Source organism: Micromonospora sp. PTRAS2 (assembly GCF_054052245.1).
Genome location: NZ_JBSWBU010000019.1, coordinates 20,174 through 45,272, shown reverse-complemented (window position 1 = coordinate 45,272; position 25,099 = coordinate 20,174). Strand labels below are relative to the sequence as shown.

The window sequence follows — 25,099 nt, the reverse complement described above, 5'->3', positions numbered from 1 at the left end:
ACGTCACGCCGCCACCTCGCCGTCGGCGCAGGAGCGGACGGCGTCGACCAGGATGGCCAGCCCCTCGCGGGCCTCGTCCTCGGTGAGGGTCAGCGGCGGGCCCATGCGCAGCACGTTGCCGTAGAGGCCGCCCTTGCCGACGAGCAGGCCGCCGGCCCGGCACGCCTCGAAGACCCGGGCGGTCAGGGCCGGGTCGGGCTCGACGGTGCCCGGGTGGACGAACTCGACGCCGAGCATCAGCCCCCTGCCGCGTACCTCGGCGACGCAGTCGAGGCCGCCCACGGCGGCCCGCAGCCCGTCGGCGAGGATCGCGCCGACGCGGGCCGCGTTGGCCTGGAGGTCGTGGTCGAGCAGGTAGTCCAGCACGGCGTTGCCGGCGGCCGTGGCGAGCGGGTTGCCGCCGAAGGTGGAGAAGCTGATCGCCGGCACCGACTCCATGATCTCGGCCCGGCCGACGACCCCGGCGAGGGCGAAGCCGTTGCCGATGCCCTTGGCGAAGGTGAGCAGGTCCGGGGTGACGCCGTGCGCCTGGTAGCCCCAGAAGTGCTCGCCGGTGCGCCCCCAGCCGGTCTGCACCTCGTCGGAGATCAGCAGGATGCCGTGCTCGTCGAGCACCTTCCGCCACGCCGCGAGCAGGCCGTCGGGGCCGTGCACGAAGCCGCCGACGCCCTGGATCGGCTCGGCGATCAGGCAGGCGACGTCGCCGGCGGTCTGGGTGGCGAGGACCTCGCGCAGGTCCTCGACCGCCGCGTCGAGGCGGTCGGCGGGGTCGAGGCGGGACAGCAGGCCGCGCAGCCGCTCGCCGGAGTGCAGCCAGGCCACCTGGAGCGGGTTGAGGGCGCTGGCCGACCAGCCCCGGTTGCCGGTGACGCCCATCGTCGCGTACGTGCGGCCGTGGTAGCTGTTGCGCACGGCGAGGATCTGGTGGGAGCGGCGGTGGTTGGTGGCGGCCAGCAGGGCGGCCTCGTTGGCCTCGGTGCCGGAGTTGGTGAAGAAGACCCGGGCGTCGGGGATGCCGGAGTGCCGGGCGATCTTCTCGGCCAGCTCGACCTGCTGGCGGATCAGGTAGAGCGTCGAGGTGTGCACGAGGCCCGTGGCGAGTTGCCGCTGCACGGCCTCGCGGATCTCGGGGATGTCGTAGCCGATCATGTTGGTCAGCACGCCGCCGAAGAAGTCCAGGTAGGTGCGGCCCTGCGCGTCGGTGACCCGGCGACCGGAGCCGGAGACCAGCTCGATCGGCTCGGCGTAGTAGAGCGGCATCCAGGACGGCAGCACGGCCCGGTGCCGGGCCAGCAGGTCGTCGGTCATTCGTCGCACCCTCCAGCGCGTTGGCGGTCACCGCACGCTCCCACCCACCGGCGGCGGGGACAACTGCCACTGTGTAGCGGACCGGCGGCCTTCGGCTGACAGCACGTCAACCGATCGGCTGCGGTTTCCGGGGCGTCCGGCGCGGCCGACGCGCGTTTCCCGTCGTCCCGGGCTCCGGAGGCGACGCGATCCGCACGGTACGATCCGGGGCGTGCGGATCATGCGGGACGTGCCGCTGCCCGACGGGGCGGCGGGCGCTCCCCCGGCACGGATCGTCGACGGGGTGCGCGCGTGGGTGACCTCGCCGCCGCTGCGGGACCTCGTCGCGCGGTTCGGCGGCGACGGCCCCCCGGGCGATCCGCCCTCCGGCGACCCGCTCCCCCGCGACCCGCTCTCCGGCGACCCGTTCTCCGGCGACCTGGCGGCGGCGCTGGCCTGGCTGGACGACTTCTCCGCCCGGCACTGGGACTTCCGGGGCGGCCGGGAACGCCCCGAGGCCGCCGAGCCGGCGTTCGATCCCCGCACGGCGGGACTGGTGCTCGCCGCGGCGTCCGCGCTGGGCCTGGCCCGCCCGGTCCCGCCGGCCCGCCGGGCGTACGCGCACCTGGTCGTCCTCGGCGGGCTCGCGCACGCCTGCCTGCGCCGGGTGGCGTACGCGGCGCACCTGGTGCGCTCGGGCACGGCGGTGGCCGGCGAGGTGGCCGTGCTGGGCAGTTTCCGGCCGCTGTCGGTGGTGGAGCGGCAGACACTGGCCGACGCGGGCGTCGTGGCCGGCGACACCGAGGTGGACGCCCTCGACGCGGCGGTCCGGCTCGCCTTCGGGGTGGCCGGGCCGGCCGAGGCGGACGGCGTGGATGGCGGCCACCCGCACCGCTCCTGGTCCTCGCGTACGTGGCGGCCGGCGGGATCGCCCCCGGTGCGGGTGCTCGCCGCCCCGTCGAGCGAGCCCGGGCGGCGGCGCGCGCACACCGCCGACACGCAGCGGTTCTGGGCGGAGCACGTCCGGCTCGCGCCGGGCGACCCGGTGCTGATGGTCACCGCGCCGGTCTACGTGCCGTTCCAGCACTGCGACGCGCTGCGCACGCTGGCCGTGCCGTACGGGTGCGGGATCGAGACCGTCGGCGTCGACCCGGCCCTGCCCGGCCTGGTGCGGCTGTCCGAGCCGGCCCTGACGCCGGGGCGCTACCTCCAGGAGATCCGCTCGGCGATCCGGTCGATGCGCGCCCTGCACGCCGCCGTCGCGGACGGCTGAGCGGCCGGGACCGGGAGACCCGGGGCGGCCCGGCCGGCGTCCGACGGGGAGATCGGACGCAGGCCGGGCCGGCGCGGGGTCAGTTCACGTAGACCGTCGCGCCGCCCTGGGTGGTGTCCCGGACCGGGGCGTACGTCGCGCTGAAGTACGCCGAGGAGAAGCAGGTGCCCGGCCCGGCGGACTTGGTGAACGGCTGCTTGACGAAGGCGATGGAGGTGGTGGCGTTGGACGCCGTCCCCCGCACGACGCCGCCGTTGGCCTTGTAGACGCAGGTGACGTTGCCCAGCAGGGTGCGCAGCGAGACGGTGCTCTGGATCGACCCGGTGAGGGTGACCGCGCCGGCGCTGGTGACGGAGACGGCGTAGGGCAGGTTGTCGACCGTCACGCTGTTGACCCCGAGGGTGCCGACCACGTTGCTGGTGCAGCTGGTGAAGGTCTGCCCGGTGAGGCTCTCGGTGGCGGTGCCCGGGGCGACCGGGTTGGTGACCGCCTTGGCGGTGAAGGTGGACGCGGCGCACTTGACGCCGGTCGTGCCGGTGGCCGACGAGTAGAAGTTGGCGGTGGTCCCGGTCTGGAGGCTGGCCTGGAGGGTGTCGCCGACGGCGACGGCGGTCCCGCCGGCGCTGCCGGTGGTGAGCACCGTGTTGGCGAGGGCGGCCGGGCCGGCGGCGGAGGCGGGGGCCGCCGCGACGAGGGAGCCGAGCAGCGCGACGGCGGCGAGGCCGACGGCGGCGCGTCCGTACCTGGGCATGGTGGGTCCTTTCGACGGGTGGTGGTGCGACGGCGGCGGCCGGACCGGCGGGTCACCGCGCCCGGCGGGCCGGGCGCGGCCGGGCGGCCGCGGGGGTGGCCACGGAGGGACGCCGTGGCCGTGGGCCCGCCACCGGTGGACGGTCGGCGGCGGGGACGGACGCCGCCGGGCGGCGGCGGGGCGGGGTGTGCGGGTCGGTCACCGGTGACCCGGCGGAGCGGCCCTCGGGGTCCGGCCGGTCAGCGGCCGGTGCCGGGTGGGGCACTGCGGCGCAGCCGCGTCACCCGCACCTTTCCGGCCTTGGGGGCACCCGCGTGGTCGGCGATAATGGCGACCATCGAGCCCCCCTTCGGCGCTGCTCGGTGCGGCCATCCGGCGCAGATGACCATCAGTGATCCGACCGGAACCCAACGTGGTGAAGTTATAAACCCCGGAGGGTCGCAAAGTCAATCGTCGATTCAGGGAGGTCGATGTCGATGTCGCTGGCACCCCACCCGGAGACCGGATCCGCACCCCCGCCGCCGGAGCCCCGGCCCGACTCCACTCCCCTGCCGGGGGCCCGACCGGGGCGCGACCCCGAGCGAGCGATCAAGCGGGGCCCACGCCGTCAGTCGGCCGAGGCGGTCGCGGCGACCCAACGCGACCGGCTCTTCGACGGGCTCGTGCACGAGGTGGCGGCCAGGGGCTACGACAACGCCCGGGTCACCGACATCTGCGGCGCGGCCGGCGTGACCCGCCCCGCCTTCTACGCCCTCTTCGCCGGCAAGGAGGACGCCTTCCTGGCCACCTACCGGCACGGCACGGCCGTCCTGCTGCGCCTGATGGACGACGCCTACGCCGCGGCGGGGCCGGACTGGACCACCGCCGCCCGGGCCGCCCTGCGGACCCTGCTGGAGGTGCTGGCGAGCGTGCCCGCGTTCGCCCGGATGGCGCTCGTGGAGATCGACGCGGCCGGCCCGGCGGCCCGCGACGAGCGCGACCTGCTGCTGTCGCGGTTCCACCGGTTCTTCCACCCCGACCGGCCCCGGTCACCCCTGTCGCCCGACGAGGACGACCTGCTGGTGACGACGGTGGTCGCCGGCATCTACGGCACCCTGCGCCTGCGGGTGAGCCAGGGCCGCACGGCCGAACTGCCCCGGCTGCTGCCGGTCCTGACGTACGCGATGACCGCGCCGTTCCTCGGCCCCGGGGCCGGCGACCGGGCGGCGCGGGCGGCCGACGCGGGCGGCCCGGGTGTCACCGCCCCCTGCGCGGTCGACCCGGCGCGCCCGGCCCGGGGGGACGGCTGAGCGGGCCGCCGGGCCGCAGCGCGATCAGAAACCGTCGCGGTTTCTCACTATCGGCAATTTTTCGCAGATCGACCGGCTCCACTGGGCATCAATCTTGACCCACCCTTTACTCAGCGGTAACTTCGCCCTGCGACGGGCTCGACACGCCGTACGCGAACCAATTCAGATCATCGCCCCGCTCCGCGCAGCGCCCCCGCATTGTCGCGGACGAATCGATCTCGAAGAGGAGCCGTCATGTCGGACGACACCGTATCCACCGAGCCGGTCCCGCCCTCCGGCGGCGTGCGCTGGCGGCGGTTCGCGGTCAGCCTGGCCGCCGCCGGGGTGGGCGCCGCCGGAATGGTGCTGCTCACCGCGCAGGGGGTGCTCGGCGCGCAGTTCGCGATCTCCGGAATGCCCTTCGTCGTCACCGCCGACAAGCTCGACGGGACCGGGTTCGAGCAGTTCGCCACGCTCGACCAGATGATCGAGGACAGCCCCAACCAGGGCGACACCGGCGGCCAGGTCGTCGTGCTCGTCTCGGCGATCGACAAGGCCGAGCTGACCAACCTGTGCCAGAGCATCAACCTCGGCGGCATGTACATGAAGCTCACCGCCGGCACCGGCGGGAAGCCGGTGACCGCCCGCACGATGGTCGTCGACTCCGACGAGATCTCCGGCAACGCGTCGTTCCAGTCGATCGACATCGGCCAGGACGCCAGCACGCTGGACAAGGTGCCCGGGGTGCGCGGCAACCCGGGCGTCTTCGGCCAGCAGGCCGACAAGGTGACCATCACCGGGCTGCGGCAGAACAACTACGCCACCACCGCCGCGGTGTTCACCCTGCCGAACCTGCGGATGAGCTTCTCCTCCGAAGGCTGCTGAGATGGCCGGCGGTGACGCGACGCCCATGGCCGGCGGTGACGCGACGCCACGGGCCGCCGGGGGGTCGGCCGCCGGCTGGGCCGGCCGGTGGCGGGCCTGGCGGCGCAGCCGTCCCTTCTGGGGCGGCCTGCTCGTCGCCCTCGGCGGCGCCGAGATCCTCGTGACGCTGCGCGCGCCGCTGCCGGTGATCCTGCACGTCGGGCCGCAGGGGCTGGCCGGCTACCTGGTGCCGGTCATCCTGCTGCTGTGCGGCGTGCTGCTGCTGGCCCACCCGCCGCAGCGGCTGTTCTACGCGCTGGTCTCCCTGGTGCTCGCCCTGGTCTCCTGGCTGACGTCCAACCTGGGCGGCTTCTTCGTCGGGATGCTGCTCGCGCTGGTCGGCGGCTGCCTCGCGTTCGCCTGGACGCCGGTCAAGGCGCACCGCCGCCCCGCCGGGGCCGCCCGCAGCGGTTAGCGGGCGGGGTGGGTCGCGGTGTCCCGGACCGCCTCGGCGAACACCTCGGACCGGTGCTCGAAGTTGCGGAACCGGCCGTAGCTGGGCGCGGCCGGCGAGAGCAGCACCACCCCGCCGGCCGGGGTCACCTCCCGGGCCCGACCCACGGCGGCCACCAGGTCGTCCACCACCTCGGCCCGCACCTTCGGCAGCCCGGCGAGGGCGGCCACGATCCGTTCCCCGCTGTCGGGGATGCCGAGCACGGTGATCTCCCGCTCGGCCAGGTGCTCGCGCAGCGGGGCGTAGTCCAGCCCCCGGTCGGTGCCGCCGACGATCACCGTCAACGGCCGCCCCTCGTACGCGTCGATGGCGTGCATCGCCGCGTACGGGCTCGTGGCCAGGGTGTCGTCGACGAAGGTGAGCCCGGACGGGTCGGCGATCTCGGTGAGCCGGTGGGCCAGGCCCTGGAACCCGGCCACCGCGACCGCGAGGGTGTCGGCGCGGGCCGCCACGTCCACGCCCAGCGCGTCGAGCACGGCGAGGGCGACGCAGAGGTTGCCCTCGTTGTGCCGGCCCACCAGGGGCAGCACCGCGCGCGCGAACAGCGGCCGGTCGCCGAGGTGGAACCAGGGCGTGCCGTCCGGGCCCGGAGCCACGTGCGTGGTGTCCGGGGAGCCGACGCGCACGGCCGGCCGGTCGCCCAGCTCGGCGGCGAGCCTCGGGTCGGCCCCGTTGACCACGATCGTCTGCGGCCCGTGCGCCAGCAGGTTGAGCTTGTCCCGGTAATACTCCCGCTCGCCGCCGTGCGCGTCCAGGTGCTCGGGGAAGAGCGCGGTGACCACCGCCACGCGCGGCGAGTCGGTCAGGTCGGCGCACTGGTAGCTGGACAGCTCCAGCACGTACAGGTCGGCGTCGGGCAGGTCGAGCAGCGGCACCCCGATGTTGCCGCCGAAGACGTTCGGCCGGTCGACCGCCGTGAGCAGGTGACTGATCAGGCTGGACGTGGTGGACTTGCCCTTGCTGCCGGTCACCCCGACGGTCCGCCGGGCGTGGTCGGCCATCCACAGCGCGCTGCCCTGGGTGACGGTGACCCCCCGGCGGCGCAGCTCCACCAGCCACGGGTGGGTGTTCGGCACCCCGGGCGAGCGGACCACCACCTCGGCGGCGGCCAGCCGGGCGAAGCCCTCCTCGCCGGTGACGAGCGGGGCCGCCTCGGCCAGCGGCCCCTCCCAGGGCAGGGCAAGGAAGTTGGCGCTGTCGTCGACCGCGACCAGGCCCGCCGGGCCGTGCGCGGCGATCGCGATCACCGCCGCCCGGCCCTCCCGGCCGGTGCCCCAGACGGCGACGGTACGTCCGCGCAGGTCAGACAGGCGCACGGGGGATCTCCTCCACGGTCGGGCACGTCGGCGGGCCGGTCCGACGCAGCCGGGCACGGCCGGACGAACCAGGGCCTAGTATGGCGTGTGCCCAACGAGCAGCTCCGGCGGATGGACGCCTTCACCTTCCCGTCCTACTCGATCGACCTCGCCACCGGCGAGGCGTTGTTCGACTACGCCCTCACCGGCCCCGGCGGCGAGCAGCGGTTCACCGAGGCGATCACCCTCCCCCTGCCGGCCGAGCCGCCGTCCGACGCGACGGTCGCCACCCTCGGCCGGGTCCTGGAGCTGCTGCACGTCGTCGCCGGCGTCAGCTACTACAAGGCCGCCGCGCCCCGCCGGCTGGTGCTGCCGGCGCCGCTGGGCGGGGCCGCCGCCGCGCTGGTCACGGCCGTCTACACCAAGGGCCTCGCCGAGTACGCCTACCGCAACCAGCTCCCGCACGTGCTGGAGCTGACCCCGGAGATCCCCGCGGGCTCGGTGTCGCCCGCGCGGGCATACGACAACTCCGACCTGCGCCCCCTGTCGGCCGTCGGCGGGGGCAAGGACTCCATCGTCAGCCTGGAGGCGCTGCGCCGCGCCGGCCTCGACCCGGTGCCGTTCTCGGTCAACCCGAACCACGTCATCGTCGCGGTCAACGAGGCGTCCGGGCTGACCGCCCTCGCGGCGCGGCGGCGCATCGACCCGGTGCTGTTCGACCTCAACGCCGCCGGGGCCCGCAACGGGCACATCCCGGTCACCGCGATCAACTCGCTGATCGCGGTCGCCACGGCCGTGCTCAACGGGCTCGGCCCGGTGGTGATGTCCAACGAACGGTCCGCGTCCGACCCCAACCTGGTCTGGAACGGCCACGAGATCAACCACCAGTGGTCCAAGGGGGTGGAGGCCGAGGGGCTGCTGCGGGCGGCGCTGGCCGAGCACGCCGGGCTCACCGAGCCCTACTTCTCGCTGCTGCGCTCGCTGTCCGAGCTGCACATCGCCCGGCTCTTCGCCGAGATCGACCGGTACGACGACGTGGTGACCAGCTGCAACGCCGCGTTCAAGCTGCGCGACGCGAGCGAGCGCTGGTGCCGTGACTGCCCGAAGTGCCGGTTCGTGTTCCTGGCCATGGCCCCGTTCATGCCGCGCGAGCGGGTCGTGCGGATCTTCGGCGGCGACCTGCTGGCCGACGAGTCCCAGCTCCCCGGCTACCGGGAGCTGCTCGGCGTGGACGGGCACAAGCCGTTCGAGTGCGTCGGCGAGGTCGAGGAGTCGGTGGTGGCGCTGGGCCTCCTCGCCGAGCAGGAGCAGTGGCGCGCCGCCCCGGTCGTGCGGGCCCTGGTCGACGCGGTGCCGGAGACGGCCTGGTCGGCGGCGGCCACCTCGGACGTCTTCACCCCCGGCGGCCCCCACTTCGTCCCCTCCGCCTACGCGAAGGCCCTCCTGCCCGGCTGATCAGGGGGCGCGGACGGCGTCCAGGGCCAGCAGGGCCACGTGCAGGGACAGGCACACCTCCACCGAGTCGAGGTCGGCGTCGAGGATCCGGGCGATGCGGGCCAGCCGCTCGTAGAACGCCGGCCGGGACAGGTGCGCGGCGGCGGCCGCCGCCGACTTGTTGCGCCCCTGCTCCAGGTACGCCCGCAGGGTGCCGAGCAGCTGCTCGCGGGGGTGCCGGGCGTCGTACGCCAGCAGGGCACCCAGCTCGCGCTCGACGAACGTCTGCAGGCGCGGCTCGTCGCGCAGCAGGTGCAGCAGGCCGGCCAGCCCGACGTGCGGCAGCCGGAAGATCGGCAGGTCCCGGCGGTCCCGGCGGGCCGCGTCGGCGACCTGCCGCGCCTCCACCAGCGAGCGGCGCGCCTCCCGCAGGCTGCCCACCCCGGAGCCGGCGGCGACGATCACCGCGCCCGCGCCGCTCCCCCGGGCGGGCTCGGGCGTCCGGGCCGGTGCGGGCTCGGCGGCCCTCGGCCCGGCGGCGTCGACCCGGTTGCGACGCAGCGCGGCGGCGAACCCGGCCAGCGCCCGTTCCTCCGCCGCCGGGTCGGGCAGGGCGAGCAGCACGCCCACCGACTGGTCGTCGACGGCGCTGCTCAGCCCGGTCAGCTTCGCCTCCCGCAGGGCCTGCCCGACCGCCTCCGACAGGTCCCGCAGCCGGGCCGGCCCCGCCTCCGGGTCCACCGGTGCGGGCCCCTCCGGCGGGGTCCCGTCGGCGGCCGGCTCGTCGCCGCGGTAGCGCACCACCACGCCGACCAGGTGCCGGCGCTCCAGCACCACCCCCAGCGCCCGCGCGCGCAGGGCCACCTCGTCGACCGGGCGGGAGTGGTCCAGCAGGGCGGTGAGCAGCGTCCGGTGGATCTGCCGCTCCAGCCCCTCGGCGTCGCGCCGGATCAGCCGGCCCAGCGCGAGCGCGGAGGCGGCCCGCTCGACGAGGATCGTCAGCCGGGTCGGCGGGGCCTGCGGCGGCGGGGCGACGTCGGCGGGGCCCGGCTCCGGCGCCCCGTCGGGCACCGGCGCGCCGGTGGTCAGCTCCCCGCCGCCCGGCCAGCGCAGCAGCAGCCGCCCCCAGTCCTGCCCGCGGGCCCCGACGGTGGTCACCAGCCAGCCCCGGTCCACGTCGTACGCGGTCCGCCCGGGCGGGCTGATCCGCCGGGAGTGCTGCTCCCAGCCGTCCAGCAGCAGCTCGGCGCTCTGCCCCGCCGGGTCGTACGCGAGCACCTGCCGCGACAGGTTCTCCAGCACCACCGGGCAGCCGGACAGCTCGGCGGCCTGCCGGACCACCTCGGCCGGGCCGGCGCCCTCGACCGACAGCTCGGTGAACCGCTGGTGGATCTCCTCGGTCGCCCGCAGCTCGGTGAGCTGGGCGTCGACGATCAGCGCGTGCACGGCCTCGGTGACCCGCACGAACGGGGTGGCCCGGCGCAGCTCGACCAGGGGCAGCCCGCGCCGGGCCGCGGCGGCGGCCATCACCCGGGGCACGCCGCTGACATACCGGCGGCCCAGCTCGACGACGAGGCCGGAGACCCCGACGTCGGCCAGCTCGCCGATGAACGCGCGCAACCCGGCGTCCTCGCCGGGCAACCCGATGCCGGTGGTGAGCACCAGCTCACCACCGCGCAGCAGGGACGCGATGTCGGGCACCTCCGCCACGTGTACCCAGCGCACCGGCCGGTCCAGGCCGGCCTCCCCGGCCACCAGGCGGGGCGCGCCGTGGCGGATCGGGTCGAGCGCGAGGATCTCACGGACGGTAGGGAACACGGGCGACACGCTACCGTCCGTGACTCCGATCCTGAACAGGCCGCGACGGGGTACGGGCCGCCGATGCCGGGCGACCCGCCGGCCCCGCCGCGACGGGGCTCAGTCGACGCCGAGCTCCATCGCGGCGCGGTCGAGTGCCGCGTCGTCGGCGGAGGAGACGCCCCGGGAGGCGATGGCCTCCGCGCCGCCCTGCGGCATCGCGCCGATCAGCCCCGTGGAGGCCGCCTGCGCCGCGCCGATCATCCGCTGGGGTGCCGCGCCGCCGACCAGGCCGAGGGAGGCGTACTGCTCCAGCTTCGCCCGCGAGTCGGCGATGTCGAGGTTGCGCATGGTGAGCTGGCCGATGCGGTCCGAGGGGCCGAACGCCGAGTCCTCGGTGCGCTCCATCGACAGCTTGTCGGGGTGGTAGCTGAACGCCGGGCCGGTCGTGTCGAGGATCGAGTAGTCCTCGCCCCGGCGCAGCCGCAGGGTCACCTCGCCGGAGACCGCCGCGCCGACCCAGCGCTGCAACGACTCGCGCAGCATCAGCGCCTGCGGGTCCAGCCAGCGCCCCTCGTACATGAGCCGGCCGAGGCGGCGGCCCTCGTTGTGGTAGTTGGCCAGGGTGTCCTCGTTGTGGATGGCGTTGACCAGCCGCTCGTACGCGGCGTGCAGCAGCGCCATGCCGGGCGCCTCGTAGATGCCCCGGCTCTTGGCCTCGATGATCCGGTTCTCGATCTGGTCGGACATGCCCAGGCCGTGCCGGCCGCCGATGGCGTTGGCCTCCAGCACCAGGTCGACGGGGCTGCCGAACTCCTTGCCGTTGATGGTCACCGGGCGGCCCTGGTCGAAGCCGATCGTGACGTCCTCGGTGGGGATCTCCACGGCCGGGTCCCAGAACTTGACGCCCATGATCGGCTCGACGGTCTCGATGCCGGTGTCCAGGTGTTCGAGCGTCTTGGCCTCGTGCGTGGCGCCCCAGATGTTGGCGTCGGTGGAGTATGCCTTCTCGGTGCTGTCCCGGTAGGGCAGGCCGCGCTCCAGCAGCCACTCCGACATCTCCTTGCGCCCGCCCAGCTCGGTGACGAAGTCGGTGTCGAGCCACGGCTTGTAGATGCGCAGCTGCGGGTTGGCCAGCAGGCCGTAGCGGTAGAACCGCTCGATGTCGTTGCCCTTGAACGTCGAGCCGTCGCCCCAGATCTGCACGTCGTCGGAGATCATCGCCCGCACCAGCAGGGTCCCCGTCACGGCCCGGCCCAGCGGCGTGGTGTTGAAGTAGGCCCGCCCGCCCGAGCGGATGTGGAAGGCGCCGCAGGTCAGCGCGGCCAGGCCCTCCTCGACGAGGGCGGCGCGGCAGTCGACCAGCCGGGCGACCTCGGCGCCGTAGCTGAGCGCGCGGCCGGGCACCGAGGCGATGTCGGGCTCGTCGTACTGGCCGATGTCGGCCGTGTAGGCGCAGGGGACGGCGCCCTTGTCGCGCATCCACGCGACCGCGACCGAGGTGTCGAGGCCGCCGGAGAAGGCGATGCCGACACGTTCGCCGATGGGCAGGGAGGTGAGAACCTTGGACACGGGGAAGATTATTCATCACGCCGCATGGTCATGCAAGCGGACGCGCCCGACGCGACGGGCATCACTCCCCGCCCGCGGCTACCCGCCGAACGGCGGGTCGTCGCGGCCCAGCTCCCAGAACGCCACCGCCGCGGCGGCGGCCACGTTCAACGAGTCCACCCCGCGCCGCATCGGGACGACCACCCGCACGTCGCTGGCGGCCTGGGCCGCCGCCGTGAGGCCGGGCCCCTCCGCCCCCAGCAGCAGCGCCGCCCGGGCGCGCTGCGCCGGGGTCAACCGCTGGATCGGCACCGCGTCCACCGCCGGCGTCATGGCCAGCACCGTGAACCCCGCCTGGCGCACCTGGTCCAGGCCGTCCGGCCAGCGCTCGAACTTGGCGTACGGCACCGCGAAGACCTCGCCCATGCTGACCCGCACGCTGCGCCGGTAGAGCGGGTCGGCGCAGGTGGGCGACAGCAGCACCGCGTCGATGCCGAGCGCGGCGGCCCCCCGGAAGATCGCGCCGAGGTTGGTGTGGTTGTTGACGTCCTCCAGGATCGCCACCCGCCGCGCGTCGGCGAGCACCCCGGCGACGTCCAGCAGCGGCCTGCGCCGGAACGAGGCGAGCACGCCCCGGTGCACGTGGAAGCCGGTCGCCTTCTCCAGCACGTCCGGGGTGGCCGCGTACACGGGGGCGTCGCCGGTGTCGAGGTCGGCGAGCTGGTCGACCCGCTTCGCGTCCACCAGGAACGACCGCGCCGGATAGCCGGCCCGCAGCGCCCGGCGCAGCACCAGCTCCCCCTCGGCGATGAACAGGCCGTGCGGCGGCTCCCACCGGGTGCGCAGCTCCACGTCGGTCAGCGCGCGGTAGTCGGCGATCCGGTCGTCGTCGGGGTCGGTGATCTGCTGCACGGGCATCCGGCGATTCTGCCGGACCGCGCCGCCGGCCCCGAGCGCCGGTCGCCGGTCGGCGTTTTCCCGGCGTACGACGGGGAACGGTGATCCGGGACAGCGGACGCGACCGGAGGGACCCTGCGGGTGAACGCGAACCAGGCCGGCGAGCCGGCACCGGACGGGCACGGCGGGCTGCCCAGGGACGCCACCGTCGCCGACCACATCGTGGCCCGGCTGGCCCAGTGGGGCGTACGCCGCTACTTCGGCTACCCCGGCGACGGCATCAACGGGATGACCTCGGCGCTGCAACGCGCCGGCGACCGGGCGGAATTCGTCCAGGTGCGCCACGAGGAGACCGCCGGCTTCGCCGCGTCGGCGCACGTCAAGTACGGCGGCGGGCCGCTCGGCTGCGCCCTGGCCACCAGCGGGCCGGGCGCGATCCACCTGCTCAACGGCCTGTACGACGCGAAGCTCGACCACCAGCCGGTGGTGGCCCTGGTGGGGCACACCGCGCTGACCGCCGAGGGGGGCGGCTACTACCAGGAGGTCGACCTGCTCGCCCTCTACAAGGACGTCGCCTCGGCGTTCCTGGCCCAGCTCGACGACCCGTCCCAGGTGCGGCACCTGGTGGACCGGGCCTGCCGGACGGCGCTGGCCCGGCGCACGGTCACCGCGCTGGTCCTCCCCTCCGACGTGCAGGACGAGCCGGCCGTGCCGGACCCGCCGCACGCGCACGGCTACTACCACACCTCCGCCGTGCCGAGCAGCGCCACGACCGTGCCGCCGGAGGCGGACGTCCGCCGGGCGGCGGAGGTGCTGCGCGGCGGCGAGCGGGTGGCGATGCTGGTCGGCCAGGGCGCCCTGGGCGCGGAGGCCGAGGTGCGGCAGGTCGCGGACCGGCTCGGTGCGGGCGTGGCCACCGCCCTGCTCGGCTTCACCGCCGTGGACCACCGCGAGCCGTGGGTCACCGGCGCGATCGGGCTGCTCGGCACCCGGCCGAGCTGGCAGCTCATGCGCGACTGCGACCGGCTGCTGATCGTCGGCAGCAACATGCCGTACTCGGAGTTCTACCCGCCGCAGGGGCAGGCCCGGGGCGTACAGATCGACGTGGACGGCTCCCGGCTGGGGCTGCGCTACCCCACCGAGGTCAACCTCACCGGCGACGCCGGCCCCACCCTGCGGGCGCTGCTGCGCGAGCTGGGCCCCGGCACCGCCCCGACCGCCTGGCGGCAGCGCATCGCCGACGCCACCGCCGGCTGGCACCGCGCCCAGCGGGAGATCGCCGGCCAGTCCGCCGACCCGGTGAACCCGCAGGCGCTGTTCGCGGCGCTGGACGACCAGCTCCCCGGTGACGTCATGCTCGCGGTGGACTGCGGCACCTGCACCGCCTGGTACGCCCGGCACCTGCGGCTGCGCCCCGGGATGCTGGCCAGCCTCTCGGGCACCCTGCTGTCGATGGGTGGGGCCATGCCGTACGGGATCGCCGCGAAGCTCGCCCACCCGGACCGGCCGCTGGTCGCCCTGCTCGGCGACGGGGCGATGCAGATGAACGGCGTCAACGAGCTGATCACCGTGGCGAAGCACTGGCGGAGCTGGCCGGACCCCCGGTTCGTGGTGCTGGTGCTCAACAACCGGGACCTGGCGTTCGTCAGCTGGGAGCAGCGCTCCGGCGAGGGCACGCCGATGTTCCCGGCCAGCCAGGACCTGCCCGACGTGGCGTACCACCGGTGGGCGGAGGTGCTCGGCCTGCACGGCATCCTGGTCGACTCCCCCGACCAGGTGCCGGACGCCTGGCGGCGCGCCCTGGCCGCCGACCGCCCGACGGTGATCAACGCGATGGTGGACCCGGCCGAGCTGATGCTGCCGCCGCACTTCACCGCCGCGCAGGCGCGCAAGACGGCGGCGGCGGTGCTGCGCGACCCCGACCGGGCGGGCATCGTCCGCCGCGGCCTGCCCGCCGCCGTGTCCACCTGGCGCCCCCGCCTGCGGTGAAAGGAAGGGCCCCTTCTTAACGCATCCGGTAGAGAAGGGTTCCCTTCTCACACCCGCGCACCGCGCGACGGCCGGCCCGTCGCGCGGTGCGCGGGGCGTCGCGCGGGGCGGGTGAGGCGGGGGCCAGGTCGCGGGCGGTGGGTAGGGTGGCGGGGCATGAGACGTCCCGTGCTGATCGCGCTCGTCGGCGTCGACGGCTCCGGCAAGACCACCCAGGCGCGGGCGCTGGCGCGGCGGCTGACCGCGCGGGGCGTACCGGCCACGTACTTCGAGAACGCCGGCGGTCGGCCGCTGTGGAACAGGCTGGCCCGGGCGGTCGGACGGCCGGACGGGGTGGCGCTGTTCGGGCGTACCTGCTATCCGGTCGTCGAGGCGACGGTGCGCGCGGCGGCGATGGCCCGCACCCTGCTCTGGTCGTGGGCGACCGGGCGCACGGCGGTGCTGGACCGGTGGACCTACTGCCAGTACGTGATCATGCGGGCCCGGGGCGACCGGGGCGGGCGGGCGGTGCGCGCGGCGTACCGGATCTTCCCCGCGCCGACGGTGGTCTGCTTCCTGGCCGTCGCGCCGGAGGTCGCGCAGCGGCGGGTGCTGGCCCGCGGCATCGACACCGAGGAGCTGACGCACCTGCGCGCGCTGGACGCCGCCTACCGGGCGCTGCCGGAGTTCGGCGGATTCGTCGTGCTGCCCGGCGGCGGCGACCCGGGCGAGGTGGCCGCCGCGCTGGACGGGGTGGTCGCGCCGCTGGTCGACGGGCAGGGCGCGGCGGCGGGCTCCTCCGGCCCGGATGCTGCGGCGGCTGGTTAAGAAGGGGCCCCTGCTCTACAGAAAGCGTTAACAGGGGGCCCTTCCTTGCACCTCAGCCGCGGGCGCGGTTGAGCCAGCGCAGCACGTCCGGCGGGAGGGTCTCCTGCGGGCTCGGGGTGGGCGTCGGCTGCGGGGCGGGGCGGTGCACCTCGCCGGCCAGTTCCCGGCTGGGCGGGGTGAAGTCGCGCACCGGCTGGCCGTCCACGGCGGCGCGGATCGTCCGGGCCACCGCGGCGATGACCTTCGCCTGCACGGCCGAGCCGACCGCGTCGCCCGGGTCGTCGGGGTTGGCGGCGATGCCGGCGACGGCGACCTGCGGGGTGAAGCCGACGAACGTCTCCGTGGCGGCCCCCTCCGAGCTGCCGGTCTTGCCGGCGACCGGTCGCCCGACGATCGTGTCCACGGCGGTGGCGGTGCCGCCGTCGCACTGGCCGTAGGTGGTCTGCTGGCCGACCGGGCAGCGGGCCGCGTCGGTGGCCGCCCGGGCCACGTCGGCGTCGAGCACCCGACGGCAGGACGGCTCGCCGACGTCGACCTTGTCGCCGTCGGCGGCGGTCACCGACACCACGGGCAACGGCGTGCAGTACGTCCCCTCGGCGGCCACGGTGGCGTAGGCGTTGGCGAGGTCGAGGGGGGTGGTGGCCGCCACCCCGAGGGTGAACGATCCCCAGTTGGCGGCGTTGTCGCGGGCGAAGGCGGCGTCGGCCTCGGCGCGGAAGGTGATGCCGAGGCGCTGGGCCATCTCCACCACCTTCGCCGGGCCGACCTGCTCCGACAGCCACACGAAGTACGTGTTCACGGAGCGGCCGAAGCCGTCCCACATGGTGCGGTAGCCGTCCATCCACTGCGGGTTGGCGTTGGCGGGGCACCACTTGCCGCCGCAGCTGGCCTCCCCCTCGGCGGCGTACCGGGTGGGCAGCCGGCTGGGCGCGTCGAAGCCGGTCGCGAGCTGCTTGCCGTTCTCGAGCGCGGCGAGCATGGTGAACAGCTTGAACGTCGACCCCGCCTGGTATCCGTCGACGCCACCGCCGCCGGAGATCAGCGGGTTGACGGTGTTGGGGTGGTTGGCCTGCCCGTCGGGGTTGGCGTCGAGGCTGTAGTGCCGGTTGACCGCCATGGCGAGCACCCGACCGGTGCCGGGCTGCACGGCCGCGATGGGCAGGGCACGCTTGTCGTCGTACCCGTAGACGGCCGTGGCCTGCTGCTGCGCGGTCTGCTGGAGCTTCGGGTCCAGGGAGGTGACGACGGTGTAGCCGCCCCGGCGCAGCGCCTGCTCCCGCTCGGCGACGGTCTCGCCGAACGCGGGCTGGGTGAGCCACCACTGGCGCAGGTAGTCGCAGAAGAAGCCCCAGTCGTCGTGGCCGTCGGCGACGGCGGTGCAGCCGTTGGGCTGCTGGGTGGGGCGCAGGGTCACCTTCTCGGCCTGCGCGGCGGTCGCCTGCTCGGCGGTGATCTTGCCGGTGGCGGCCATCGCGTCGAGCACGTATGCCCGCCGGGCCAGGGCCGCGTCGGCGTCCCCGTCGATCGGGCTGTACGCGTCGGGCGACTGCACCAGGCCGGCGAGCAGCGCCGCCTCGGGCAGGGTCAGCTCGGCCGGGGACTTGGCGAAGTAGCGCTGACTGGCCGCCGCGATGCCGTACGCGCCGGAGCCGAAGTACGCGATGTTGAGGTAGCGGTTGAGGATCTCGTCCTTGCTGAGCCGCTGCTCCAGCGCCGTGGCGTACCGGATCTCCTGGAGCTTGCGCCCGACGGTCTGCTCGGTGGCCGCGGCCCGCTCCTCGGCGGTGCGGTTCGGGTCGGTCTTGAGCACGTTGCGCACGTACTGCATGGTCAGCGTGGAGCCGCCCTGCTCGGTGCCGCCGCCGGTGACGTTGGCGACCAGGGCGCGGGCGATGCCGCGCAGGTCGGTGCCGCCGTGGGAGTAGAAGCGCCGGTCCTCGGCGGCCACGATGGCCTCGCGCATCACCGGGGCGATCTCGGTCAGCGGCACGTCGGTGCGGTTGACGTCGTAGAACGTGGTGATCAGCGTCTTGCCGTCGTTGGCGTACAGGTACGACCGCTGTGGGGTGGTCGGGGTGCGCAGCGCCTCGGGCAGTGCCGCGTAGGACCCGACGGCCGACTTGGCGGCGTAGCCGAGCAGCAGGTTGGCCGGCAGCGCGGCGGCGGCCAGCGCGAGGCCGGCGAGCAGTCCGGCGAGCAGCACGGTGAACAGCCGCGACAGCGGCGACCGGGGTGGCGGCATGCAGTCAAGGGTTGCCACGAAAGCCGCGATCCGACCACCTCCGGCGGCGGGTTGTCGGCTATTTCACCGGCGGCCGGCGGCGTTCTGGGTGCGGATCGTCCCTGCTCGGCGGCCCTGTCCGGCTTCACGATCCGGAACAGGACATTGACTTGCAACAATGTTAGCGCTAACAATGAACCGGGTTGCCGGCAGGTGAGCGCAGCAACCTCCCCGAAACGGAAGGGAAGGCCAGATGAGAGCAGCTCCAGGGCCGGCCGGCACGCCAGCGGTCAGGCGCGGCGCGGCGGCCGTTGCCCTCGCGTTGGTCGCGGCGCTCGCGGGCGCGGCCGGTGCGGGCGCGCCCGCCGCCGCGGCACCGGCGGAGGTCGCGGCGTCGGCGGCGGGCACGGCGTCGGCGGCGGGCACGGCGTCGGCGGCGGGCACGGCGTCGGCGGAGGCCGCGGACGAGGCGCCGACGGCGGCCGCCCCGAACCAGGTGGTCACCAGGCCGCCGATGGGTTGGGCGTCGTGGAACACCTTCGCCGCGAAGATCGACTACAACGTGATCAAGGCGCAGGTCGACAGCCTCGTCTCCAGCGGCCTCAAGGACGCCGGCTACGAGTACGTCAACATCGACGAGGGCTGGTGGCAGGGCACCCGGGACGCCACCGGCAACATCACCGTCGACACCACCGAGTGGCCCGGCGGGATGAGGGCCATCGCCGACTACATCCACAGCAAGGGCCTGAAGGCGGGCATCTACACCGACGCCGGCCGCGACGGCTGCGGCTACTACTACCCGACCGGCCGACCGGCCGCCCCCGGCTCCGGCAGCGAGGGGCACTACGACCAGGACTTCCTCGCGTTCTCCCAGTGGGGCTTCGACTTCGTCAAGGTCGACTGGTGCGGCGGCTCCGCCGAGGGGCTCAACCCCCGGACCACCTACCAGGCCATCAGCGACTCCATCGCCCGCGCCACCGCGCAGACCGGCCGGCCGATGGTGCTGTCGGTCTGCAACTGGGGCGTGCAGAGCCCCTGGGACTGGGCGCCCGGCATGTCCACCATGTGGCGCACCAGCGGGGACATCATCTACTACGGTCAGCAGGCGTCCATGGACCGCGTGCTGGCCAACTTCGACTCCGCCCAGCACCCCGCCGCCCAGAGCGTCGGCCACTACAACGACCCGGACATGCTGATCGCCGGGATGCCGGGGTTCAACGCGGCCCAGAACCGCACCCACCTCGGCCTGTGGGCGATCTCCGGCGCCCCGCTGCTCGCCGGCAACAACCTGGCCACCATGTCCGCCGAGACCCGGGCCATCCTCGGCAACCGCGAGGTCATCGCCATCGACCAGGACCCGCTGAGCCGGCAGGGCGTCAAGGTCGCCGAGGACTCCGCCGGGCTCCAGGTGTACAGCAAGGTGCTCGCCACCAGCGGCCAGCGGGCGGTCCTGCTGCTCAACCGCACCGGGTCGGCCGCCACCGTCACGGCCCGCTTCGCCGACCTCGGGCTGGGCGGCACCGCGAGCGTACGCAACGTGTGGACCGCCACCGACCTGGGCGCCCGCACGAACAGCTACGCCACGAGCGTCCCCGCCCGCGAGGCCGTGCTGCTCGTTGTCAGCGGCAGCGAGGACACCGGCGGCGGCACCCGCACCGGGGGGCTGGTCGGCAGGCAGTCCGGCCGCTGCCTGGACGTCAACAACTTCGCCACCACCAACGGCACCCAGGCCCAGCTGTGGGACTGCACCGGCGCGAGCAACCAGACCTGGACGTACACCTCCGCCAGGCAGCTCAGGGTCTACGGCAACAAGTGCCTGGACGCGTACAACGCGGGCACCGCCAACGGCACGCGGGTGGTGATCTGGGACTGCAACGGCCAGGCCAACCAGCAGTGGACCGTCAACGCCGACGGGACGATCCGGGGTGCGCAGTCCGGCCTGTGCGTCGACGCGTCGGGAGCCGCCACGGCGAACGGCACCAAGATCGTCCTCTGGACGTGCGGCTCCGCCGACAACCAGCGGTGGAGCTGGCGCTAGCTGGCTGGCAGCCGACGACCGGGTCAGCCGGCGGCGAGCGGGCCGCCGGCCGACCCGGTGCCGGAGGCCGGGCCGCCCGCCGGCCCCAGCCCAGGGCCGGTCGCCGTCGCGACGCTGGCGCTGGCGGCGTCCCGGGCGATGGCGGCGGGCACGAGCCGGCCGGACCGGTAGCCGATGCCGATCCCCGCGACCAGCACGAAGATCGCCCCGAAGGTCTGCACCGAGCCGACCAGCGCGCCACCGATGCCGAGCAGCGGGGCGGCGATCATCATCATCGTGCCGTCGCCGAGGCTGAACATGCCGGAGCGGGCCACCGCCCAGCCGGTGAGGAACCAGCCGGCCGTGTAGCAGGTGGCACCGACCAGGACGAGCGTGCGGGCGGTGGTGCCGAAGACGGGGGCCTGCTCGGCCAGCCCGGCGAAGGGCAGCATGAGCACGGTGCCGGCGATGCTGGCCAGCAGGCCCGCGGCGGCCACCCGGCGGCTGCGGGTGGCGGCGAGCAGCCCGGTCAGGGCCAGCAGGGCCAGCAGGCCGAGCCAGACGGCGGCGACCCAGCCGACGAGGTAGAGCTGACCGCCGTCGGCCGGGTACGGGTCGTTGCCGACGCCGCCGTCGCTGGCCATCGCGACGGCGCCGTAGAGCAGCGCGTACGCCGGCAGGAGCCAGACCGACGCGCGGCCGAAGCGGCGCAGCGACCAGGCCCAGGTGGCGTTGGTGGCGGGGGCGGCCGGGCCCGGCTCGGTGACGAACGGCAGCACCCCGAACCCGCCGCCGGTGCGGCGGGTGCCGAGCGGACCGGCCGGGTCGTGCGCGCCGGGCACCGGCGGCCGGGAAAGGAACTTGTCCAGCGGATCCTTCATGCGACACCTCGCTGCGCTCGTCGGCGGGGCGGGACGCGCCGCGGCGCCCCGGTCCTGGTCACGACCCGTCCTGTCGGACCGATCGTGTCAGGCACCGGAGCGCCGCATGAGGATTATTCGCATTCCCGCCCGGCCGGCGGGCGGGCGACGCGAGCGCCGGGCGTCAGCCCCGTTCGCGCTGGTCGGCCGGGTCGGTCAGCAGGCTCGCCGGGGAGACCGGCTCCGGGGCCGGCAGGCTCTGCGGGGCGGTGCCACCGGTGGCCTGTGCCTCGGCGACGCGTACCTCGTCGTGGATCTGCTGGGCCGCGGCCGCCGCCGCCTGCGCGGCCTCGGCGGCCTCGCGCTCGACGGCGCTCGCCCCGTCGGCGGCCTCCGGCGACGGCGCGTCGCCGACCATCTGGCTCAGCCCGCCCAGCGCGCCGCCCATCCCCTCCAGGGCCTTGGTCAGCTCCGCCGGGACGATCCAGACCTTGTTCGCCGTGCCGTTGGCGATCTGCGGGAGGGCCTGGAGGTATTGGTAGGCGAGCACCTTCTGGCTCGGGTTGGCCTGGTGGATCGCGTCGAAGACCGTGCGGATCGCCTTCGCCTGGCCCTCCGCCTGCAGGATGCGGGCCTGCCGGTCACCGTCGGCGCGCAGCACCGCCGCCTGCTTCTCACCCTCGGCGGTGAGGATCTGCGACTGCTTGTGCCCCTCGGCGTTCAGGATCGCGGCGCGGCGGTCCCGCTCGGCGCGCATCTGCTTCTCCATCGAGTCGCGGATGCTCGGCGGCGGCTCGATCGCCTTGATCTCCACCCGGGTCACCTTGATGCCCCACCGGCCGGTCGTCTCGTCCAGCACGCCCGACAGGTGCCGGTTGATCTCCTCCCGGCTGGTCAGCGCCCGCTCCAGGTCCAGCGAGCCGATCACGTTACGCAGCGTCGTGACGGTGAGCTGCTCGATGGCCTGGAGGAAGTTCGAGATCTCGTACGTGGCCCGGACCGAGTCGACGACCTTGAAGTAGAGCACCGTGTCGATCGAGACCACCAGGTTGTCGGAGGTGATCACCGGCTGGGGCGGGAAGCTGACCACCTGCTCCCGCATGTCGACCTTGGTGCGCACCGCGTCGATGAACGGCACCAGCAGGTTCAGGCCCGGGTTGAGGGTGCGCTTGTACCGGCCGAGCCGCTCCACCACGTCCTGGCGCTGCTGCGGCACGATCCGCACCGCCTTGATCAGGGTCACCATGGCGATCAACGCCACGGCGATCAACAGCACCGACACAAACTCCATACCCTTCACCCTCTCGCTTCGGGCAGCTCGCCCGAGGTGGAAACGTCGTCATCCCACACCAGGGCCGTCGCGCCCTGGACCTTGATCACCCGTACCCGCCGGCCGGGGTCGAAGCTCTGCGTCGCGTCGTACGACCGGGCGCTCCACAGCTCGCCGTCGATCTTGACGAGGCCCTGCTCGGCGTCGACCCGTTCCAGCACCAGCGCGGTGGAGCCCTCGATCGCCGCCAGGCCGATCGGCTCGGCGCCGTCGGACGTGGAGCGGGCGTGCCGGCGGATCGCCGGCCGCGCCACCGCCACCGTGAGCGCGGAGACCACCGCGAAGACCACGGCCTGCACGGCGGTCGGGGCGCCCAGGGCCGCCGCGCCCGCGGCGGCGAACGCGCCGACCGCGAACATGATCAGGAACAGCGTCGTCGTGAAGATCTCGGCGACCGCCAACACCACACCCAGTACGACCCAGAACACCGCGTCCACCCCCCAAGGGTGACACGTCAAAGCACGCGCGGCTCGTCGGCAAGATCAGTAGGCTCGGCGGGACCGCCCCCGCGAAGCCCGGCGGAACCGCCCCGAGAGCTGGAGGAACCCGTGTCGCTGCCGCCCGAGACCGCCCGCCACATCGATGCCCGGGTCGCCCGCGCCCAGTCCGAGGGGCGCGCCCCCTCGCTCGTGCTCGGCGTGGTGCGCGACGGTGAGCTGACCCACGTCGCCGCCGCCGGGGAGCGCCCCCGCCCCGACGCCGACCGGCAGTACCGGCTCGGCTCGATCACCAAGACCATGACCGCCGTGCTGATCATGCAGCAGCGCGACGCCGGCGCGCTCGCCCTCGACGACCCCCTGGAGCGGCACCTGCCGGGCACCGGCGTCGGGCGGCTCACCCTGCGCCAGCTCCTCGGCCACGCCAGCGGCCTGCAACGCGAGCCCGACGGGCCGTGGTGGGAACGGGCCGGCGTCGGCGACCTGGCGTCCGTGCTGGCCGGGGTGGACGGGCGCAAGATCGCGTACCCACCGCACCGGGTCTACCACTACTCCAACCTGGCGTACGGGCTGCTCGGCGGCGCGCTGGAGGCCGTCACCGGCACGCCCTGGCGCGATCTGCTGCGGGCGCGACTGCTGGAGCCGCTGGGCATGACCCGCACCACCTACGACCCCGTCGAGCCGTTCGCCCGGGGGTACGTGGTGCACCCGTGGCACGACACGCTGCGCGAGGAGCCACGCACCGACACCGGGGCGATGGCACCGGCCGGGCAGCTCTGGTCCACCGTCACCGACCTCGGCCGCTGGGCCGCGTTCCTGGCCGACCCCGACCCGGCGCTGCTGCACCCGGACACGCTCACCGAGATGTGCGCGACGGTGACGATGAGCGACCCGCAGGGCTGGACCAGCGGACACGGCCTCGGGCTGGAGCTGTACCGGGTGGGCGAACGGGTGCACGTCGGGCACGGGGGCTCCATGCCCGGGTACGTCGCCGCGCTGGCCGTGCACCGGCCCGCCCGCACCGCCGTCGTCGGCTTCGCCAACTCGTACGGGCTGCGCGTCGGCCACCTCGGCGCGCTCGCCCGGGAGGTGCTCACCACCGTGCTGGACGCGCTGCCCGAGCCCGTCGCCCCCTGGCTGCCGGCCGCCGCCCCGCCCCCGGCCGACGTTGCCGAGCTGACCGGCCGCTGGTGGTGGATGGGCGGGGAGTTCGAGTTCCGCGCCGACCCGGCCACCGGCGACCTGTGGGCCAGCCCGCCGGCCGGCGAGCCGGTGCTGCGGTTCACCCCGCAGGACCCGGACCGCTGGCGGGGCCGCTCGGGCGAGCAGGACGGCGAGATCCTCGCCGTGGTCCGCGACGACGCGGGGCGGCCGGTCGCCCTCGACATGGGCACGTTCCTGCTGACCCGCACCCCCGACGAGGAGCCCTGACCCGACGCACCGGCCCGGGCCCGCCCGACCGGCGGGCGGGCGGGCTCAGGCCAAGGGAGCGGTGACCCGGCCTCAGGCCGAGGGGCCGGTGACCCGGACTCAGGCCGACGGTTCGGTAACGAAGTCGATCAGCCGTTCCATCGCGTTGATCAGCGGGGTCTCCACGTCGGCGAAGCTGTCCACCCGGGACAGGATGTGCCGCCACATGTCGGCGGGCGCGGCCACCCCGAGGGCGGCGCAGACCCCCTCCTTCCACGGCCGTCCCCGTGGCACCACCGGCCACGCCGCGATGCCCAGCGCGGCCGGCTTCACCGCCTGCCACACGTCGACGTACGGGTGCCCGGTGACCAGCACGTGCGCGGACGTCACCCCGGCCACGATCCGGCTCTCCTTCGAGCCGGGCACCAGGTGGTCGACGAGCACCCCGAGCCGCCGGGTCGGCCCCGGCCCGAAGTCGCGGACCCGCGCGCCGAGGTCGTCGATGCCGTCCAGCGGCTCCACCACCACGCCCTCGATCCGCAGGTCGTCGCCCCAGATCCGCTCCACCAGGGCGGCGTCGTGCACGCCCTCGACCCAGATCCGGCTGGCCTTGGCCACCTGCGCCCGCACGCCGGCCACGGCGGTCGAACCCGACGCGGTGCGCCGCCGGGCGGCCGGCACCGGCGACCGGGCCGGGCGGCGCAGCGTCACCGGCTTCCCGTCGAGCAGGAACGCCGCCGGCAGCAGCGGGAAGTTGCGCCGCCGGCCGTGCCGGTCCTCCAGCACCACCGCGCCGGACTCGAAGCCGACCACCGCCCCGCAGAACCCGGAGTCGGCGTCCTCGACCACGAGGTCGGCCTCCGCGTCCACCTCGGGCACGACCCGACGCCGCCGCCAGTCGCCCGCCAACACGTCCTCGCCGTAGCGCCCCACCATGCCCGCCACGCTAACCCCCGCCGCGCCCGGCGGCGCGGCAGCCGCGCCGATCATGGCAACGGGGCGCGCCGGTCACCGGAGTGGGCAGGGAAAACGGACGGACGCGCCGGCGGCGGTACGCGCCGGGCGGTAGGGGGTAGGCGGGGGCAGGGGGCGCCGGG

20 protein-coding genes are annotated in these 25,099 nt (G+C 74.8%); 9 read left to right on the top strand and 11 right to left on the bottom strand.

Annotation, left to right across the window (positions count from 1 at the left end):
- Positions 1-3 precede the first annotated feature (3 nt).
- On the bottom strand, positions 4-1,308 hold the full coding sequence (locus ACVMYR_RS31075) for an aspartate aminotransferase family protein (protein ID WP_077939241.1): 1,305 nt from the start codon (positions 1,306-1,308) through the stop codon (positions 4-6).
- Positions 1,309-1,528: 220 nt separating this feature from the next.
- Between ACVMYR_RS31075 and ACVMYR_RS31070 the strand changes: the two genes are divergently transcribed.
- Entirely contained in the window at positions 1,529-2,560 is a 1,032-nt protein-coding gene (locus tag ACVMYR_RS31070) for a hypothetical protein (RefSeq protein WP_457123512.1), read from the top strand.
- Between the two features lie 79 nt (positions 2,561-2,639).
- Here ACVMYR_RS31070 and ACVMYR_RS31065 read toward each other — a convergent pair whose 3' ends face one another.
- Complete coding sequence (locus tag ACVMYR_RS31065; protein WP_457123490.1) at positions 2,640-3,311, bottom strand: Tat pathway signal sequence domain protein; 672 nt, start codon at positions 3,309-3,311, stop codon at positions 2,640-2,642.
- Positions 3,312-3,787: 476 nt separating this feature from the next.
- On the opposite strand from ACVMYR_RS31065, the gene ACVMYR_RS31060 reads away from it, so the two are divergent.
- The 3 genes from ACVMYR_RS31060 to ACVMYR_RS31050 all read left to right on the top strand — a co-directional run bounded on the left by ACVMYR_RS31060 (position 3,788) and on the right by ACVMYR_RS31050 (position 5,918).
- The gene (locus ACVMYR_RS31060) at positions 3,788-4,600 is read left to right on the top strand and encodes a TetR/AcrR family transcriptional regulator (protein ID WP_457123489.1); all 813 of its coding nucleotides are present in this window, start codon (positions 3,788-3,790) and stop codon (positions 4,598-4,600) included.
- Between the two features lie 234 nt (positions 4,601-4,834).
- Entirely contained in the window at positions 4,835-5,464 is a 630-nt protein-coding gene (locus ACVMYR_RS31055; RefSeq protein WP_043967660.1) for a DUF6230 family protein, read from the top strand.
- A 1-nt stretch (position 5,465) separates the two neighbouring features.
- Entirely contained in the window at positions 5,466-5,918 is a 453-nt protein-coding gene (locus ACVMYR_RS31050) for a DUF6114 domain-containing protein (RefSeq protein ID WP_457123488.1), read from the top strand.
- Here ACVMYR_RS31050 and murD read toward each other — a convergent pair.
- Positions 5,915-7,273 carry a UDP-N-acetylmuramoyl-L-alanine--D-glutamate ligase gene (murD, locus tag ACVMYR_RS31045; protein WP_396787961.1) on the bottom strand — a complete coding sequence of 453 codons (1,359 nt, stop codon included), beginning with the start codon at positions 7,271-7,273 and terminating at the stop codon, positions 5,915-5,917. The two genes, ACVMYR_RS31050 and murD, sit on opposite strands and share 4 nt — an antisense overlap.
- A gap of 87 nt (positions 7,274-7,360) precedes the next feature.
- Between murD and ACVMYR_RS31040 the strand changes: the two genes are divergently transcribed.
- The gene (locus ACVMYR_RS31040) at positions 7,361-8,707 is read left to right on the top strand and encodes a hypothetical protein (protein ID WP_077939239.1); all 1,347 of its coding nucleotides are present in this window, start codon (positions 7,361-7,363) and stop codon (positions 8,705-8,707) included.
- On the opposite strand, the gene ACVMYR_RS31035 is transcribed toward ACVMYR_RS31040, so the two are convergent.
- From ACVMYR_RS31035 to ACVMYR_RS31025, 3 genes are all read right to left on the bottom strand, one after another.
- The gene (locus ACVMYR_RS31035; protein WP_457123487.1) at positions 8,708-10,504 is read right to left on the bottom strand and encodes a PucR family transcriptional regulator; all 1,797 of its coding nucleotides are present in this window, start codon (positions 10,502-10,504) and stop codon (positions 8,708-8,710) included.
- A gap of 99 nt (positions 10,505-10,603) precedes the next feature.
- On the bottom strand, positions 10,604-12,055 hold the full coding sequence (gene argG, locus ACVMYR_RS31030) for an argininosuccinate synthase (RefSeq protein ID WP_077939237.1): 1,452 nt from the start codon (positions 12,053-12,055) through the stop codon (positions 10,604-10,606).
- A 78-nt stretch (positions 12,056-12,133) separates the two neighbouring features.
- Positions 12,134-12,952, bottom strand: coding sequence for a TrmH family RNA methyltransferase (locus ACVMYR_RS31025; protein ID WP_457123486.1), 819 nt, complete (start codon positions 12,950-12,952; stop codon positions 12,134-12,136).
- Between the two features lie 120 nt (positions 12,953-13,072).
- On the opposite strand from ACVMYR_RS31025, the gene ACVMYR_RS31020 reads away from it, so the two are divergent.
- Positions 13,073-14,920 carry a thiamine pyrophosphate-requiring protein gene (locus ACVMYR_RS31020; RefSeq protein WP_457123485.1) on the top strand — a complete coding sequence of 616 codons (1,848 nt, stop codon included), beginning with the start codon at positions 13,073-13,075 and terminating at the stop codon, positions 14,918-14,920.
- A 156-nt stretch (positions 14,921-15,076) separates the two neighbouring features.
- The gene (locus ACVMYR_RS31015) at positions 15,077-15,727 is read left to right on the top strand and encodes a dTMP kinase (protein WP_457123484.1); all 651 of its coding nucleotides are present in this window, start codon (positions 15,077-15,079) and stop codon (positions 15,725-15,727) included.
- A 52-nt stretch (positions 15,728-15,779) separates the two neighbouring features.
- On the opposite strand, the gene ACVMYR_RS31010 is transcribed toward ACVMYR_RS31015, so the two are convergent.
- Entirely contained in the window at positions 15,780-17,969 is a 2,190-nt protein-coding gene (locus tag ACVMYR_RS31010) for a transglycosylase domain-containing protein (RefSeq protein ID WP_457123483.1), read from the bottom strand.
- Positions 17,970-18,201: 232 nt separating this feature from the next.
- Here ACVMYR_RS31010 and ACVMYR_RS31005 point away from each other — a divergent pair, with 232 nt between their 5' ends.
- A complete protein-coding gene (locus ACVMYR_RS31005) occupies positions 18,202-19,986 on the top strand; it encodes a glycoside hydrolase family 27 protein (protein WP_457123482.1) in 1,785 nt (594 codons plus the stop codon).
- 23 nt (positions 19,987-20,009) lie between these two features.
- On the opposite strand, the gene ACVMYR_RS31000 is transcribed toward ACVMYR_RS31005, so the two are convergent.
- The 3 genes from ACVMYR_RS31000 to ACVMYR_RS30990 all read right to left on the bottom strand — a co-directional run bounded on the left by ACVMYR_RS31000 (position 20,010) and on the right by ACVMYR_RS30990 (position 22,592).
- Complete coding sequence (locus ACVMYR_RS31000) at positions 20,010-20,846, bottom strand: hypothetical protein (protein WP_077939232.1); 837 nt, start codon at positions 20,844-20,846, stop codon at positions 20,010-20,012.
- A 163-nt stretch (positions 20,847-21,009) separates the two neighbouring features.
- Positions 21,010-22,116, bottom strand: a complete 1,107-nt coding sequence (locus tag ACVMYR_RS30995; protein WP_396787954.1) for an SPFH domain-containing protein — start codon at positions 22,114-22,116, stop codon at positions 21,010-21,012.
- A gap of 5 nt (positions 22,117-22,121) precedes the next feature.
- Positions 22,122-22,592 (bottom strand): NfeD family protein, encoded by a 471-nt coding sequence (locus ACVMYR_RS30990; RefSeq protein ID WP_077939230.1) that lies wholly within the window; start codon positions 22,590-22,592, stop codon positions 22,122-22,124.
- Between the two features lie 111 nt (positions 22,593-22,703).
- Between ACVMYR_RS30990 and ACVMYR_RS30985 the strand changes: the two genes are divergently transcribed.
- The gene (locus ACVMYR_RS30985) at positions 22,704-24,023 is read left to right on the top strand and encodes a serine hydrolase domain-containing protein (protein WP_457123481.1); all 1,320 of its coding nucleotides are present in this window, start codon (positions 22,704-22,706) and stop codon (positions 24,021-24,023) included.
- A 99-nt stretch (positions 24,024-24,122) separates the two neighbouring features.
- Here the strand turns inward: ACVMYR_RS30985 and ACVMYR_RS30980 are convergent, their stop codons facing one another.
- Entirely contained in the window at positions 24,123-24,938 is an 816-nt protein-coding gene (locus ACVMYR_RS30980) for a DUF3097 domain-containing protein (RefSeq protein WP_077939228.1), read from the bottom strand.
- Between the last annotated feature and the right edge of the window lie 161 nt (positions 24,939-25,099).

What these genes read in the sequence shown, in the direction of transcription:
- ACVMYR_RS31015 (WP_457123484.1), top strand. Translation starts at nt 15,077, where the DNA reads ATGAGACGTCCCGTGCTGATCGCGCTCGTCGGCGTCGACGGCTCCGGC.
- ACVMYR_RS31050 (WP_457123488.1), top strand. Translation starts at nt 5,466, where the DNA reads ATGGCCGGCGGTGACGCGACGCCCATGGCCGGCGGTGACGCGACGCCA.
- ACVMYR_RS31000 (WP_077939232.1), bottom strand. Translation starts at nt 20,846, where the DNA reads ATGAAGGATCCGCTGGACAAGTTCCTTTCCCGGCCGCCGGTGCCCGGC.
- ACVMYR_RS31005 (WP_457123482.1), top strand. Translation starts at nt 18,202, where the DNA reads ATGAGAGCAGCTCCAGGGCCGGCCGGCACGCCAGCGGTCAGGCGCGGC.
- ACVMYR_RS31010 (WP_457123483.1), bottom strand. Translation starts at nt 17,969, where the DNA reads ATGCCGCCACCCCGGTCGCCGCTGTCGCGGCTGTTCACCGTGCTGCTC.
- ACVMYR_RS31075 (WP_077939241.1), bottom strand. Translation starts at nt 1,308, where the DNA reads ATGACCGACGACCTGCTGGCCCGGCACCGGGCCGTGCTGCCGTCCTGG.
- ACVMYR_RS31025 (WP_457123486.1), bottom strand. Translation starts at nt 12,952, where the DNA reads ATGCCCGTGCAGCAGATCACCGACCCCGACGACGACCGGATCGCCGAC.
- ACVMYR_RS31070 (WP_457123512.1), top strand. Translation starts at nt 1,529, where the DNA reads ATGCGGGACGTGCCGCTGCCCGACGGGGCGGCGGGCGCTCCCCCGGCA.
- ACVMYR_RS31060 (WP_457123489.1), top strand. Translation starts at nt 3,788, where the DNA reads ATGTCGCTGGCACCCCACCCGGAGACCGGATCCGCACCCCCGCCGCCG.
- ACVMYR_RS30980 (WP_077939228.1), bottom strand. Translation starts at nt 24,938, where the DNA reads ATGGTGGGGCGCTACGGCGAGGACGTGTTGGCGGGCGACTGGCGGCGG.
- ACVMYR_RS31065 (WP_457123490.1), bottom strand. Translation starts at nt 3,311, where the DNA reads ATGCCCAGGTACGGACGCGCCGCCGTCGGCCTCGCCGCCGTCGCGCTG.
- ACVMYR_RS31055 (WP_043967660.1), top strand. Translation starts at nt 4,835, where the DNA reads ATGTCGGACGACACCGTATCCACCGAGCCGGTCCCGCCCTCCGGCGGC.
- ACVMYR_RS30995 (WP_396787954.1), bottom strand. Translation starts at nt 22,116, where the DNA reads ATGGAGTTTGTGTCGGTGCTGTTGATCGCCGTGGCGTTGATCGCCATG.